The 15,439-nt window shown below is 54.8% G+C and carries 13 protein-coding genes; 7 read left to right on the forward strand and 6 right to left on the reverse strand.

Going from position 1 to position 15,439, the window contains the following annotated elements; translation table 11 throughout:
* Nucleotides 1-15: 15 nt before the first annotated feature.
* Nucleotides 16-678 (forward strand): DUF2461 domain-containing protein, encoded by a 663-nt coding sequence (locus tag J2I47_RS06640; RefSeq protein WP_207363755.1) that lies wholly within the window; start codon nucleotides 16-18, stop codon nucleotides 676-678.
* 60 nt (nucleotides 679-738) lie between these two features.
* On the opposite strand, the gene J2I47_RS06645 is transcribed toward J2I47_RS06640, so the two are convergent.
* Nucleotides 739-1,506 (reverse strand): response regulator, encoded by a 768-nt coding sequence (locus J2I47_RS06645; RefSeq protein WP_207363756.1) that lies wholly within the window; start codon nucleotides 1,504-1,506, stop codon nucleotides 739-741.
* Between the two features lie 6 nt (nucleotides 1,507-1,512).
* Nucleotides 1,513-3,675 (reverse strand): sensor histidine kinase, encoded by a 2,163-nt coding sequence (locus tag J2I47_RS06650; RefSeq protein WP_207363757.1) that lies wholly within the window; start codon nucleotides 3,673-3,675, stop codon nucleotides 1,513-1,515.
* Between the two features lie 307 nt (nucleotides 3,676-3,982).
* Here J2I47_RS06650 and J2I47_RS06655 point away from each other — a divergent pair, with 307 nt between their 5' ends.
* The 5 genes from J2I47_RS06655 to J2I47_RS06675 all read left to right on the forward strand — a co-directional run bounded on the left by J2I47_RS06655 (nucleotide 3,983) and on the right by J2I47_RS06675 (nucleotide 9,386).
* Nucleotides 3,983-4,531 (forward strand): GNAT family N-acetyltransferase, encoded by a 549-nt coding sequence (locus J2I47_RS06655; protein WP_207363758.1) that lies wholly within the window; start codon nucleotides 3,983-3,985, stop codon nucleotides 4,529-4,531.
* 102 nt (nucleotides 4,532-4,633) lie between these two features.
* Nucleotides 4,634-6,601, forward strand: a complete 1,968-nt coding sequence (locus J2I47_RS06660; protein WP_229374321.1) for a hypothetical protein — start codon at nucleotides 4,634-4,636, stop codon at nucleotides 6,599-6,601.
* 276 nt (nucleotides 6,602-6,877) lie between these two features.
* On the forward strand, nucleotides 6,878-7,342 hold the full coding sequence (locus J2I47_RS06665; protein WP_207363759.1) for a MarR family winged helix-turn-helix transcriptional regulator: 465 nt from the start codon (nucleotides 6,878-6,880) through the stop codon (nucleotides 7,340-7,342).
* 49 nt (nucleotides 7,343-7,391) lie between these two features.
* Nucleotides 7,392-8,021, forward strand: a complete 630-nt coding sequence (locus tag J2I47_RS06670) for a YceI family protein (protein ID WP_207363760.1) — start codon at nucleotides 7,392-7,394, stop codon at nucleotides 8,019-8,021.
* Nucleotides 8,022-8,267: 246 nt separating this feature from the next.
* Nucleotides 8,268-9,386: a trans-sulfuration enzyme family protein gene (locus J2I47_RS06675; RefSeq protein ID WP_207363761.1), complete on the forward strand. Its 1,119-nt coding sequence runs from the start codon at nucleotides 8,268-8,270 to the stop codon at nucleotides 9,384-9,386.
* Between the two features lie 145 nt (nucleotides 9,387-9,531).
* On the opposite strand, the gene J2I47_RS06680 is transcribed toward J2I47_RS06675, so the two are convergent.
* Nucleotides 9,532-10,389, reverse strand: a complete 858-nt coding sequence (locus J2I47_RS06680; protein WP_207363762.1) for an SDR family oxidoreductase — start codon at nucleotides 10,387-10,389, stop codon at nucleotides 9,532-9,534.
* Between the two features lie 117 nt (nucleotides 10,390-10,506).
* On the opposite strand from J2I47_RS06680, the gene J2I47_RS06685 reads away from it, so the two are divergent.
* Nucleotides 10,507-11,112, forward strand: coding sequence for an NAD(P)H-dependent oxidoreductase (locus tag J2I47_RS06685; RefSeq protein ID WP_207363763.1), 606 nt, complete (start codon nucleotides 10,507-10,509; stop codon nucleotides 11,110-11,112).
* A 51-nt stretch (nucleotides 11,113-11,163) separates the two neighbouring features.
* Here J2I47_RS06685 and J2I47_RS06690 read toward each other — a convergent pair whose 3' ends face one another.
* From J2I47_RS06690 to J2I47_RS06700, 3 genes are all read right to left on the reverse strand, one after another.
* Nucleotides 11,164-12,315 carry a cysteine desulfurase family protein gene (locus J2I47_RS06690; RefSeq protein WP_207363764.1) on the reverse strand — a complete coding sequence of 384 codons (1,152 nt, stop codon included), beginning with the start codon at nucleotides 12,313-12,315 and terminating at the stop codon, nucleotides 11,164-11,166.
* Nucleotides 12,316-12,427: 112 nt separating this feature from the next.
* Entirely contained in the window at nucleotides 12,428-13,744 is a 1,317-nt protein-coding gene (locus J2I47_RS06695) for an esterase-like activity of phytase family protein (protein ID WP_207363765.1), read from the reverse strand.
* Between the two features lie 126 nt (nucleotides 13,745-13,870).
* The gene (locus J2I47_RS06700) at nucleotides 13,871-15,433 is read right to left on the reverse strand and encodes a carboxylesterase/lipase family protein (protein ID WP_207363766.1); all 1,563 of its coding nucleotides are present in this window, start codon (nucleotides 15,431-15,433) and stop codon (nucleotides 13,871-13,873) included.
* Nucleotides 15,434-15,439 lie beyond the last annotated feature (6 nt).

The raw sequence follows: 15,439 nt of genomic DNA on the forward strand, positions 1-15,439 counted from the left end.
GCTTATCTTTGCCTTATGCTACAGCCTACTACCCTCGCTTTCCTGCGCAAGCTCAAGGCGAATAACAATAAGCCCTGGTTCGACGAAAACAGGGCAGCTTATGATGCCGCTAAAGCTGATTTTTTGACCCTGGTTGGGCGGTTGCTGAACGGGCTGAGTCAGCTCGACCCGGCCATTGCCGACACACCGCTGGAACCCAAAAAATGTGTGTTCCGCATCAACCGCGATGTGCGCTTTTCTAAAAATAAAGACCCCTACAAAAGCCATTTTGGTGCCTGGTTCAATATCGGCGGTAAGAAGCTGAACTCGGCGGGATACTACCTTCATCTTGAGCCGGGCCATGCGTTTGTGGCCGGTGGCCTCTACATGCCCGAACCTCCGCTGCTGGCTACCGTCAGGCAGGAGATTGATTATAACCTGGCCCATTTTGACGCTATTGTACAGGGGGAAGCCTTCAAAAAACGCTTCAACGAGCTAAGTCGCGAAGAGGCGCTCGCGCGCCCGCCCAAAGGCTATCTGCCCGATAACCCCGCCATTGAGTACCTAAAACTAAAAAGCTTTACGGCCTCGTCTCCCCTACCCGACAAGCTGCTTACGAAAGCAGAATTGCCCACGGAAATATTGGCGGCCTATGCAGACCTTCATCCCTTGATAGCGTTTCTCAACCAGTCGTTGTGAAAATACCCTTCCCCTGGCTTGCCGGCGTGACGATGGGCTCAGTACGCCACTACGGCATAGCTACATTAACTCCAGCCCTTTCATAAACTCCTCGCGGTAGGACCGGCCAATGGGCAGGGTATGTTTGCCAATGATGATTTCACTTTCACCGAAACCGTCAATAACGCGTCTGTTGATGGCGTATGACCGGTGAACGCGCACAATGTCAGGCGCTTGCATTTTTTCAATCACCTTGCTCATCACCACACGAAGGGTATACTTACCCTCCCGCGTCACAATGTCGGTATAGTTTCCGTCTGACTGCAGAAACAGCACGTCCTGCAGTTGAAATTTGATAAACCGGTAGTTCTGCTTGATAAAGTAGTAGTCTTTCACCAGCAGCAGGGCCTCATTTTTCAACAACGATTCGGGCGCGGCGGTGTCCATCGTATGGGGCCGGTCGGCGGGGAGGCGGGCCGCAAAATTGTGGATGGCCAGGTCGATGGCAATGCGCAGGTTGAGATCGTTGAAGGGCTTTGTAATATAGGCCGAGGGCGACACCTGACGGGCACGCTCAATGGTGGTGGCATCGGTCATGGCCGTCAGGAAAATAAACGGAATGGAGTGCGTAGTCTGCATCCGGCGGATCGTTTCAATCCCGTCCCATTCGCCCATGATGTGAATATCCATCAGGATCAGGTCAATGGGTTGCTGCCGCACAATCTCCAGCGCCTGCGGGCCATTGTCGACCGTGTCAACCACGTAATAACCCAGGTCGCCCAGGCGCTGAGCCAGGTCCATCGCCAGGATGGCCTCATCTTCTACAACAAGAATGTGTATCGTTTCCAAAACAGATCAGGCCAGCGGTTGAGCCATAGGAATATCTAACTGAAACTGTGCGCCTTTATTTTCGATAAATTGGCCCGTAGCCCGAAGTTGACGCGCCAAAGACAGTACCAATTGCATGCCAAACGTACTATCCTTCGAGGCGATTTCGCCGGTACGGCTTCGTTTTTTGTTTTGACGGGCCAATTGCCCACCTACTGCTGACGATGAAACCCACTCGGCCCCGGCCGTATATGTCACTGTGGGTTGTGCGCTGGGCAGGCCAGGTCCGTTATCGGCCACGGTGAGGCGGAGCGTCATCAGACCGTCGACATTACGGGTGGGCTCGAGCCGCACCGTCAGCGCGGGGCGGGCCACATGCTGATAGGCATGTTTTAATGAATTGGTAATCAACTCATTGATAATCAATCCAAGGGGTATAGCTGTGTCTGTCTCTATTTGTTCATGGCTGATCTCAATCGTCAGGTCAACATCGGCAGGGCGATAGCCATAGGTTGTCATCAGGCTCTCTACCAGGTCTGCCACATAGTTGCGGAAGTTTATATTGGTCACTTCGGCGGTGGCATAAAGCCGCTGATGCAACATTGCCATGGCTTCAACCCGGCTTTGTCCCTCCCGTACGGCCGCCCGTGCCTGCTCGTCGACCAGGCGTTTTGACTGCAGGCTCAGCAGACTTGAAACAATCTGTAAATTGTTTTTCACCCGGTGGTGCAACTCGCGCATGAGCAGGGCCAGTTGGCTCGACTGGCGGGTGAGCAGTTCTTTTTGCTGGCTGATTTTTTCGGTGGCAAGCTGCTGACGACGGTAGAGCCAGTAGACCAGGCCAAGCAACAACAACACCATTACCATACTCAGGCCCAACCATGTCAGTTGGTTTTTGCGGAGGTCATTTTCGCGGTTCAGAAACGCGATCTGCTGCTCTTTCCGCTCGGTTTCATACGTGACCTGCAACTGCGAAAACTGTTCCCGGAAACCAGCCGTGTAGAGTGAATCTTTCAGGGCTTCATAGATCCGCCGGGTAGCCAGCGCTTCGTTCAGCTTGCCACTATGTTCCAGCAGGTCGGCCAGAATACGGTTGGCTTCGCGGCGTTCACCTTTGTTGGCTGTCTGGTGCGTGGCGGCAACGGCCTGCTGCGCCAGCGGGAGCGCCACCCCGGTACGACCCTGAGCGTCAATGGCTTTGGCTAAGTGCATCAACGCCTGGCCCTCCATCGACTGGTTTTCCACCTGGGCCAGTTCCAGTGCCTGCCTGGCGCAGATTTCGGCCTGTACAAACCGCTGCTGGCTGAAATACAGGCGCGACAGTAATACATAAGCCACGGCCATCTGGTAGGGCATCTGAGTTAGTTTGGCCTGCTGCAACCCCCGCCACACCAACGGGCGGGCGGAGTCGGGTCGGGCCATATCGAGCCAGTTTTCGGCCACCGTTAGCCGGCACTGGTTGGCCGTGATAGGGTCATTGGATTCTATGAGATGCTTGATGGCCTGCCCCAGCAACTGATTAGACCGTTGGGGGTTGTCGAGTTGGGCGTAGATGGTGGCAATGTTTCCTTTGGCTAATCCCAATACGTTCAGGTTGTGCTGCCGTTCGGCTTCGCGCAGGGCGGCATGGTAATAGCGCAGGGCCGGGCCGTAAACGCCCAGGTTATCATAAACCAACCCTATGTTGTTGAGCAGTAAGGCCCGCTTGTCGTCGTGACTGGAACCAACGGCATAGGCTAATGCTTTCCTCAGGCGTTTCAGCGCGTCGTAGTTGCGGCCCTCGTCCATGTAGGTTGTAGCCTGATTAGCCAGCATCCGCACCAACTTATCCGTGTTGTTCAGCCTCTGCGCCCGCGCAATACCCACCCGAAAGCAGGAGTCGGCCCGTTTGTTTTGCCCCAACCCACCGTAGGCCACCGCCAGGTTATTGATGCCTGCCAGATAAAGCGTGTCGTTGGGGTATTTTTGCAGTAGCTGTAGCCCCGTGGCTGCATAAGTACGGCTGCGGACCGGGTCTACGTATACATAGGCTTCCGACAGCCGGATTGCCAGTTCAGGCCGTTCCGAGGCACGGGCAACCATATAGCGACGAAGCAGGTTCTCTGTCTGACGCTGCTGGCTAACCTGTCCATAACCAGCCTGCGACAGCAGCCAGGCGATGACAGCAAACACAAAACGACGGTGGGCCATAACTGAAAGGCGGCAGGTTAAAAAACCAAAATACAGCCATTGTCACTAACCGACACGTTAACTAACCCAAATCGGCTCACTATTTGCTAAACGGTAAGTTCGGGAGAGAAACAAGAAGTAAGAGACAAGAGATAAGAAGCAAGAGATAAGAAGCAAGAGACAAGAGGTGGGAGCCAGGAGCTTTCTCTTTGCTCTATACGCTTACTTCATATTTCTTACCTCTCGTTTCTTGTCTCTTATTTCTTACCTCTTACTTCTCGTTTATCATTTATTACTTCTCATTTTCTTATTTCTTGCTTCTTATCTCTTGCTTCTCCTTCCTTATCTCATCGCTCCCCCGATGCACATTCGCCGCGTTACACCTGACGATCTCCACCCACTGGTGGCCCTTGCCCGACGTTGTTATTACGAAGCGTTTAGTCCGGAAACGTATCCAGGCAATCCTATTCAGGCCTTTATTGACGAAAACGTGACCACGGCCATCTACGCGCAGGAAATGACCGACCGCCGGGCGTCGTTCTGGCTGGCCGAAAATGAAGCAGGCGAGCCAATGGGTTTCCTCAAACTTCGTCGCCATGCGCCCCCCCGCCGACTGGCAGAACGCAACGCCCTCGAACTTGTGCGGATCTATCTGTTACGGCAGTATATAGGCAAAGGTTATGGCCAGCAGCTTATGCAATTTTGTCTGGATCAGGCCCGTGCTCAGGGTCATAAAGCCGTTTATCTGGGTGTCTGGGAACACAATGCCCCCGCAATCGCTTTCTACCGGCGACAGGGCTTTGTCCCTTTCGGCTGGCACGTGTTTCCGTTTGGTGGCGAACGTCAGCGCGACATCTGGATGAGTCGGGCGGTTTAATCGGCGGCCTAAACGCAAGCCTTAACTAAACCTTTTGTGTATCTTCAACATCTAACCTATAACCGGATTGGCTATTGAGTCGCTGCGTCTAACTACTGCTGCATGTCTGTGATCATTTTTGTGTTGGGTCATTGCCGCCAAGGCCTGCGTTTGGCACTACTGGTAATGGCTATTCTGCTGGTTCAGCACAGCGGAGCAATGGCGCAAAAAACCGACAGCATTCCCACGCCCCGTCCACCCGCCACCGACAGCCTTCGCCGCTCAACGGCCGATTCGCTGGCTACGGCCTATTCAACCGCCATAGCCGATAGTGCCGCCCGCGCCAGCGATAGCCTGCTCTACACCTCGCTGAAACGACGGATGTACAAACACCGGCTCACCCACCAGCTTTACGATGTGCTGTTCCGGGACGTATATAATAGCCAGGTTACGGGTGAGGTAGCCCAGATTGAGGTAAACCCGTTCCTGCCCTACAGAGGCCGCATCATTGGTAAAATTTATATTCAGCGATTGGGGGTTTTTGGTGCCAGCGTCTACGACACAACCCGAAAAGCCGCCAACTGGATTGAGCGCACGGGTAACCGGGTGCACACCAACACCCGCGAGAACGTGATCAGGCGGTCATACCTGCTTTTCAAGGAAGGAGATCCTGTAGACCCCACCGTACTGCGCGATAACGAACGCCTGCTGCGACGAATCGGTATATTTCTCGATGCCCGTATTCTGGTGGTGCCCCGCCGTGGCAGCAAACAGTTTGTTGACGTGTACGTGATTACGCAGGACGTGTGGTCGCTCCTGCCCGACGGCGGCGTTGGTGGATTTAACTCGTTTCAACTGGCCCTCGACCAGCGCAATTTCAGGGGGCTGGGCCAGCAACTGGTAAACCGGGTTAATTACGATGGCAACGATCCTTACCAAAAGCTGGAATACCTGGGGCGCTACGTGAACCCCTACATTGGCAAGACGTTTTTGACGGGACAGATTGATCTACAGCTACTTCGGTTTCAGAAAGTGCTGTCGGCCAAGTTATTCCGGCCCTTCATCAACCCCGATACTAAATGGGCGGGGCAACTGGAACTAGGCCAATACTGGCTGCAAAACCGGGTGCTTATCCGACCCGACAGCCTGATTCAGTTTCCACTCAATTATTTTTATTTCGACACCTGGGTTGGCCGCTCATTTCCGTCGCCGTTTAAGCTGCGCAACCCGGAAGACCGCGCCCGTATTGTGGTGGCCGCCCGCCTGACCACTTATGATTACGGTCGTCGTCCCGAAGTGAGGGCCGACACCAACCAGCTTTATCAGGATCGGCGCACCAGCCTTTTCAGCGTTGGCTACACCCAGCGTCGTTACGTGCGCGATGTGCTCATTTATGGCTTTGGCCGCACCGAAGACGTTCCCTATGGTAGCACAATTTCGCTGGTGGGTGGGTTTGAACGGGCCGAACTCGGTGAGCGGCTCTACATGGGCGTTAACCTCTCGCGGGGGCAGTATATCCGAAAGATGGGCTATCTCTACGGGTTTGTCAGTGCGGGTACCTATTATGGGCAGCAGGGTCGTCAGCAGACTATTTTGTCGCTGATCAGCAACTATTTCAGTCCGCTCCACAAAACAGGCTGGGGGCAGATGCGCCACTTTCTCAACACCAACCTCACTATTGGGGCCGACCGGTTCAATAACGAATACGTATACCTCAACGGCGACCGGAGCTTCGGCGTCAACAGCGACGCGCTCATTGGCACCAAGCGATTATTGGTGAGTTATGAGAACCTGCTGTTTTCGCGCATCAACGTGCTGGGTTTCCGGGTGGCGTTCATCACGTTTGCCAACCTGGGCATGGTATCGTTTCCACCAGAATCATTGCTGTCAGGGCCGCTTTATCAGGGCTATGGCATTGGCTTCCGGTTGCGAAACGAACACCTCACCTTCAACAGCTTCCAGATTCGGCTGGCCTATTACCCCAACCTGCCCAACAACTCGGCTCCGTTCCGCAGCACCTTCGAAGGCGTACCTGTGCTGCGTTTCCGCGACTTCGACATCAACTCTCCGCAGGTCATTTCTTTTCAGTAACGAACTTATTTTTTTCCTTTACGCTTGTATTATATGTATCAACATTATATTCGCATCGGCTAGCTGAAAGCAATTCTTTCTGCACGGTTATGCCCCCTGTTTTGCCACTGATTCAGGGCTGTTTCAACGTAACGAATGATACTTTTTTTTGTCACAACATGAACAAGGATTTACACAAAGAGTGGGTATTCGCAACGTTTGTACCTGTATACACGTACAGACACTAGTTACCACCGTACTCTTTTTTTAACCCTTTTAACAATGTTGTCGACTACCATGAGAATTGAAGATGAGATTAAGCAGGAGACCTTCCGGTCGCCCCTGCACAGGCTTCTTGTGAACCTGATGTTTACCAACAACTGGCTGTGTGACAGTCAGATGCGGCTATTGAAGCCCTATGATGTGACCTTGCCGCAGTATAACGTGCTGCGGATTTTGCGAGGCCAGCATCCCAAACCCGTTAAGATCAACGACATCACCGAACGCATGCTCGATAAAATGTCGAATGCGTCGCGGCTGGTCGACAAACTGGTGGGGAAGAAGCTGGTTTTGCGTAACGAATGCCCCAGCGACCGCCGCGCCGTAGACGTGGTGATCACTGAGAAGGGACTGGCTCTGCTGAAACAAATTGATGTGGCGCAGGAAGGTTGGGAACGGCAATTTGACGGCTATACTGAGCCTAATGCCGACCAGCTTAACGCACTGATTGATGATTTCCGGAGCCGGGCCACCGACGACTGACTCACTTGAGTACACCTAATTTTTTTCTCACTATATCTCAGATTATCCAATGAAAACCAACCTGATTCTGGCGGGATTGACCGCCGTAACACTGGCCACGGCGGCAGTAGCTGGTCCCGGCAAAAAAACGGCCAATACCACTGCGGTAACCAAAGCGGTGATGTATAAAGTAGATGCCAGCAAAAGCACCCTGGTGTGGAATGGCAAAAAAGTAACCGGCGAACACTCGGGCAACATCAAAGTGAAAGATGGCGCGTTTGTCGTTGACGGCAACAAAGTGACCGGGGGCGAATTTACCTTCGACATGAACAGCATCACCGATACCGACATTGCCGATGCTACCTACAACGCCAAACTGATTGGCCACCTGAAAGGCGACGATTTCTTCAGCACGGCCAAGCACCCAACCTCGACGTTCAAGATTACGAAAGTGGCCCCAAAAGGCGGCGATCAGTATGACGTGACGGGCAATATGACCATCAAAGGCATCACCAACGCCATCACCTTCCCGGCCACGGTGAAAGTGACGCCCGCTGGTATCTCTGCCGACGGCAAAGCCACGATTGACCGCACGAAGTTTGACATCCGTTACGGCTCGAAATCATTCTTCGAAAGCATCGGCGACAAAGCCATCCATGACGACTTCACAGTCGAAATGAAGTTGGTTGCCAACAAGTAAGGACGTTGTCTGGCGGAGCGTTGCTCCGCTGTTAAAACAATCATACAGCGGAGCAACGCTCCGCCAGATATTGAAAAGCCCCGGCCAACGTCGGGGCTTTTTTGTTACTTCGCCACTAATGAGCCGCAGATGACGCAGATTAAGCGGGTTTACACCGATTTTTTCTTGTTTGTGTCGATAAATCTGCGCAAATCAGCTTAATCTGCGTCGTCTGCGGCCCATTTTTATGGACAAAATCGCTCTCCTATGAAACCCGAAACCGTTGCGCTTCTTTCCACGCACTACTACGACCGCAACGCCGGTGCGCTGGCGCCGCCGATCTACCTCTCCACTACCTTTGAGCGCGATGCTGACGGGTCGTTCAAGCATGGCTACCTCTATGCCCGCAACGCCAACCCCAACCGCGATTCGCTCGAACGCAGCCTGACGGCTCTGGAAGGCGGTTTTGCCACGGCAGCCTACGCGTCGGGGCAGGCGGCCACCATGAACCTGTTTCTGGCCCTTGCCCCCGGCGACCATGTGCTTATTCCCACCGATGCGTACTACGGCACGCCCGCCCTGCTCGAAGAGCTGATGCACCCCTGGGGCCTTACCTATACCCGCGTCGACATGACCGATCTGGCCGCCGTGCAAGCCGCCATGCACGAAAATACGCGGGTGGTCTGGGTAGAAACGCCGTCGAACCCGTTGCTGAAAATCGCTGATATTCAGGCTATTGCCAACATCGCTCATGCAGGTGGGGCAATCTGCGTCTGCGACAACACCTGGGCCACGCCCATTTTGCAACGCCCCCTCGACCTGGGCTGCGACGTGGTCATGCACGCCACTACCAAATACTTCGGTGGCCATTCCGACGTGCTTGGTGGGGCCCTGGTGTTTAAAGAAGACAGCAAGCTCTACCAGCGCATTCGCCGGTTGCAGTCGGTGGGGGGCGCGGTGCCGTCGCCGTTTGAATGCTGGCTGGTACTGCGGGGTATAAAAACGCTGGTCGCCCGGGTACGGATGCAAACTGAAACGGCGGGTAAGGTGGCCGAATTTCTGGCGCAGCATCCGCACGTGGAAGCTGTGCATTACCCCGGCCTGGAAAGCCACCTGGGTCACGAAATTGCCAAAAAGCAAATGACCGGCTACGGTGCCATGCTATCCATCCAGGTGCGCGGCGGTGCCGATGATGCCATCCGGGTAGCGGCCAAAGTGCAGGTTTTCACCCGCGCTACCAGTCTCGGCGGCGTTGAAAGCCTGATCGAGCACCGCGCCAGTGTGGAAGGCCCCAATAGCCAAACACCCCCCAACCTCCTTCGCATGTCTATCGGCCTGGAACACGCCGACGACCTGATCTTTGATTTGAAACGGGCGCTGGAGTGAAGGAGTAGAAAATGAAAAATGGCTTCGCGCTGGTGGCCCTTCGACAAGCTCAGGGTGACAGCCCATCTAATGCAGTTCAGGTAAATTGATTCTAGTTTCCTGTCACCCTGAGCTTGTCGAAGGGCCACCAGCGCGAAGCCATTTTTCATTTTCCATCCTCTTCCTTCCCCACCATTTCCTCGCTCATCGCCCACAGTTTCTTGGCGTAGAAACCATTCTGGGCTTCTTCGGAGGGGGTTTTCGGTTTGCGGTCGGCGAAGTACAAGCCCGTTACGTGCTCTACGTCGGGCGAGGAGGCCAGCCAGACGCTGGTGTCGGCACCTTCTTCGGGGGTGCGCAGAAAAGGGCTAGCCAGTTTAAAGACGACGTTCATCATCCCCCCCGGGTCACCCGCAAAATTGGTTCGTACAGCACCGGGATGCAGGCTGTTTGACGTGATACCATCGTCGAGCAGCCGTTCTGACAACTCTTTGGCAAAGAGAATGTTACACAGCTTCGACCTGTCGTAGGCAAAGATGGGGCTGTAGGAGTTGGGGCGGGCCAAATTGTCGAGGCGGAAGGTGCCGGTGAGCCGGTGCCCTTCCGAGGCTACCGTGATCACGCGGGCGTCCTGTCCCTTACGCAGCAGATCGAGCAGGAGGTTGGTCAGTAAAAACGGGCCGAGGTGGTTGGTGGCAAACGTTAATTCGTACCCCTCCGGTGAGTATTGCTCTTTGTTGACGAGCAAACCCGCGTTGTTGATGAGCACGTCGATGCGGTCAACGCGGGCGTGGACCTCGCCCGCAGCTTCGCGCACGGACGTCTGACTGGCCAGGTCGCAGCGGATAAGATCAATTTTCTGGGCCGGGCTGGCGGCCTGGATTTCCTGCTGTACGGGCCGGGCTTTGTCGAGATTACGGCACAACATGATGATGTCGAACCCCTTTTTGGCCAATTCCTGGGCCGTAATTTTGCCGATGCCAGAATTAGCGCCGGTGATAACACAAATGCGTGATGAAGTCATAGTAGGTGCGGCGTCTGTGCGCTGCTTTACCGGATAAACTATCTGCGCAACGCCGGGGTTTTATTTATATGCCGCCCCCCATTCCAACGTAGCCTGGGTTGGCCGCAACACTTTCCTATGAAAATTGCCATTATTTCTACCTCACCACGCGCCAATAGCAACACGCTGCGTTTTTGCAAATTTGTTCGTAACGTGTTGCAGGAAACGGGTCAGCATGAGGTGACAATCGTTGATTTTGAGCAGTATGACCTTCTTTTTGTGGGGTCTGCCTGGATGAAACCCGAGACGCTTACTTCCTTTCAGCAGCAATTTGTTAGCGCCTGGGGCAACGCCGACCTGGTCTTTTTTGCGTCGCCCGAATACAACTGGACAGCCACGCCGCAAATCCTCAACGCCTTTCATGCCCTTGGCGGACCAGCGTTCAATCAACTCTTCGACAATAAAGTTTTCGCTATGGTAGGCGTGTCGAACGGACGGGGTGGACGGCAGCCGGCGCTCGACATGACCACGGTGCTGAACAAAGTCATCAGCTTCACCAATAACTTCTCTATTATTTCGCCGAAGTTGTACGAGTCGCACGAGACGGACAAAAACCTGGATGCCGATGGGCAATTTGTGGGCCACGAAGTATACGACCGCACCGCCCGCGCCTTCATCGATTACACACTGACCGTAGCCCAACGCTGGCACGCGCTGTCAATGAGTGAATTAGCGAATGAGTGATTGAGTGTATTGTGTTTGGGTTAAACGTTCGCTCAATCGCCAATTCACTCATTAAGCCACTCCCACATACAACTCGGCTACTTTGGCGACGGCGAAATCGACCTCGTCGGCGGTGTTGTATTTGCCGAATGAGAACCGGATGTTACCCCGGTTTGGATCGAGACCAGGCAGGGCACCCAACACGTGCGACCCCACTTCAGACCCACTCGAACAGGCCGAACCACCCGACGCCGAAATTCCGGCGATATCCAGGTTAAAGAGCAGCATGTCGCTGATGTCGGACGGAGGCAGGCTCACGCTCAGCACCGTATAAAGGCTCTGGTCGAGGTCGGCTGACAGTCCGTTGAACTGAACATCGTCAATCTGGGCGCGGAGCTGGTCGATCATACGTTGCTTCAGGCCTTCTATGTGGGCGCGGTGTTCGGCCATTTCGGCGTAGGCAATCTCCAGCGCTTTAGCCAAGCCCACGATACCGTAGACGTTTTCGGTGCCGCCGCGCCGGTTGCGTTCCTGCGCCCCGCCATGAATAAACGGGTGAATGGAGCCGCGTTCGGTGGGGCGGGTGTAGAGGAAACCAACGCCTTTGGGGCCGTGAAATTTATGGGCGGCACCCACAATAAAGTCGGCTTTCAGGGTCTGCAAATCGTGCCGGTAATGGCCCATGGTCTGCACCGTATCGGAATGCCAGATGGCACCGTATTCCTGACACAGATCCCCTACCCGACTCATATCGAGCAGATTACCAATCTCGTTGTTGCCGTGCATCAGCGACACGAGTGAGTTGGGGTTGGTTTTCAGCAGCGTTTCCAGATGGTCATAATCCAGCCGTCCGGCTTCGTCGATGGCTACCAGGCTAAGCTTTATTTTGCCGCTTTTGGCCAGGTATTCCAGCGTATGCAACACCGCATGATGCTCTAGTGGTGAGGTAATGGCGTGGGTGATGCCATAGGTGTCGATGCTGCCCAAAATGGCGGTATTGTCGGCCTCGGTGCCGCCCGACGTAAAAAAGATTTCGGCGGGGGCGGCGTTAAGGAGGCCCGCCACCGTTTTGCGTGCCTTTTCGATAGCCGACCGCACCACACGGCCATGACCATGAATGGACGAGGGGTTGCCAAAATTCTCCTGCATCAGGGGCAGCATGGCCTCCAACACCACCGGATCGAGCCGGGTTGTGGCGGCATTGTCGAAATAAACGCGTTGCATAAGGTAAAAAAAGATCGTTGGGCAAAGGTACGAGCGCCCTACCGACTAACCGCAAAGTGGACCAACCCAGTTCAGAGAAGGTCCACTCGGGAAACAGAACGATACATTCCGGCTATTTGACCGGTGCCTTAAGCGTAATGAAATACACCCGGTTTCTGTCTACGGCATTGGTAGCGGGTAATAGTTTGGCTACAAACGTGCCAGTGCCTGTTACCCCAAAATCGTCGTCGTTTGAGACGGCCAGCAACGTGGGCGATAGCAGTGTCATTCCCTCAGCTTTGTCGTGTGGATATACCGGCGATACGTCGGTGGCCAGATCAAGCACCAGTGATTTGCTAACGGGCACAATGCCGTTGGTTTGCAGTGCCGCCGCCGTTTTGAGTTCTTCCACTGTTTTGCCACCAAACAGTTTACCATTGGCCCCGTTGGCTGGATCTGAGATGTCTGTAGCATTGCTCAGATCAATTTTATAGACGCGTTTGAACAGGGTAGCTTTATTGGCGTCGGTCCCGTATTCACCATCACGCTCCAGCACCAGGAACGTTGTATTGGTAATGGCCGTAATTTCACTAATGGCCTGAAGATTAGACCGTTCAATGAGATACACATACTGTTTCGTGCTGCCACTCGCAATATCGAACGTTAAAATTCGAGTCACTAACGAGCCGGAGATAGCCGCCGACGACGGGTTATAAAGCGGGAACTGCATTATCCCCACCAGCGTCTTGCCGTCGGGGGTAATCGTGAGGCCTTCCATACCCCGGTTTGCACGGCGGGTAGCAAACACGAGTGGAATGCGGCGACCTCCTGTACCGCTGCCAAATGGATTTATCCGCTCGATGGTCCGGCCAGTTGCATCGAAATGCACGATATGGGGACCATACTCATCGCTCACCCAAAACGTACCGTCGGGTGCTATGGCCATCCCCTCCGAGTCGATACCATCTACGCTTGTGCCCAGGTTGGTGTTACCCACGCTTAGGGCCGTTTCGCCTGTGCCACCCTGATTGGCCGGGTTAGGCAGGCCGTTAAGTTTATCACCGGTGCTATTTTTAAGTTCAATGACCTTTTCCAGCGTCATTTGCCCGTTTATCAGCCGGAACTTGCCAATCTGTGGCGCAAAACCAGGCAGGGCAAATACCTTGGAATTGGCCAGCGTACCGTCGATGTTTGGCCCCCGGTCGGTCAGCATATAAAATACGGCCGGGTCTGTTGGGTCAGCGGCGATGGCGGAGCCAAACCCACCGTTATACACCTGTACCCCGTTTACATTGGTGAGCACCGCCGGTAGAAACGTACCTGGATTTATGGCATCAACAACGGCTGGGAAGCCCACCTGAGGCACCATCCGGTGGTCCTGACAGCCACTAACCCAACAAGCGAGGGCCAGGCAAACAACTATTGGTAAACGCAGCGACGAGCGGATCATGAGCAAAGAGCGGCTTTACTGGTTGACAGAGCCGCAAAGCTCGCTTTCCTATATTACCTCACTGTAAAGCCTGTCCCCAGCTATATAAACGGATTATTACTATTCTCAACATACCGCGTTTGGCAATCAGTTGCTCATCAGCCCATACAGAAACGCCAGCCGGGCCGCGTCGGGCAGGGGTTCGGCGTGGGTGCTCTCACCCAGGATCAGCACTTGTTTGCCCGTGGCTGAATAGGCTGGCCACTGCGGCAGGCCCCCACCATTGGGATTACCCGTTTTGATGAAGTTAACCCAGTAGGCCGACATCTCAGTGGCTAGTTTGTCATCAGCGCCATCCAGGGGCCTGAGTTGCCGGTCAATGAACCGCAGGTTATCATAGGCGTAGGCTACTTCGCCGGTATGGAAAGCCCCGTAGTGCGCGTATTCACCCGAAGCGGGCAGTTTTCGGGTGAACCGATACACGTAAACCGGCTTGCCCTGCTCACTCTGAAGGGTGGCCCAGCGGTAGTTCTGCACCCCAAAAACCTGGTCACGCGACCCCTTCAGCTGCGAATCGGCGGCTTCATCATCGGTGGTGCCGGGGTAATGCTGCAGGTAGACGTCAGCACGCGCTCCCTGCTGTTGCGCCACTTGTTTGCGGTAGTCGGCGGCGTTTTTAGGCGGGCCAAACACCATGCCTTCGTCTTCGTTCCAGCCCGTTAGCAGGGCCACGCTGTTCTCCTTTTTATGGGCAAAAATGGCGGCAATGGATTCGGGCAACACATAGCCGTCGGTGATGGGGCCGCGTACACTACCCTGTGCTTTGGCCAACACCTCATCAGCCGATTTAGCCCGGAGTTCGGCAAGCGACGAGGCGCCCATTGCCTTCATCACGGCTACCCCGCTTTCTTCGGCCTGCTTGAGCAGCGGCTGCGGCCGGGCAAAACTGGCTCCACTCTCGGCAATGGCTTTGGTAAACAATCCCTTTGCCAGCGGACTGGCCACCAGACAGTTAACGCTCATGGACCCCGCCGACTGGCCGGCAATGGTCACGTTGGCGGGGTCACCGCCAAAGGCGGCAATGTTTTGCTTCACCCACTGTAGAGCCGCAATCTGATCCATCAGTCCGTAATTACCCGACGCGTTTTTGCCCGACTCCTGCGTGAGTTCGGGATGCGCGAAAAAGCCAAAAGGCCCTACCCGGTAGTTGATGCTCACAAAGACAACCCCTTTTTGCGCGGTGGCTTCACCGTCGTAGATGGGCGCCCCGCTCCCACCGCTCGAAAACCCACCGCCGTAGATCCAGACCAGCACCGGCCGGCGGGATTCCTTTTTTTGTGTTGCGCCCGCCTGCCCAGTCCAGACGTTGAGGTACAGGCAATCTTCGCTGATGGGCGCTTTTGGAATGAGAAATTCGGCACTCCACGGGCCAAACGGAGCCGGCACACCCTGCATGGGACTAGGACCAAACGCATCGCACTGCCGAACGCCGGTCCAGGGTTTCGCGGGTTGCGGGGCCTTCCAGCGCAGGTTACCCACGGGCGGGGCCGCAAAGGGAATACCCTTGAATGACTGAATACCCGTTTTGGGATTAACAATGCCCGAAACCAGCCCGCCCGAAACACGAATTGGTTCGGGTTGGTATACAGTAGGAGAGAAAGCTGTGATGAACAGCAAAAGGCCAATTAGGGAGAAGATCGGGCGGGTCATGAGGAA

It is taken from the genome of Fibrella rubiginis (genome assembly GCF_017353185.1).
Classification (GTDB): domain Bacteria; phylum Bacteroidota; class Bacteroidia; order Cytophagales; family Spirosomataceae; genus Fibrella; species Fibrella rubiginis.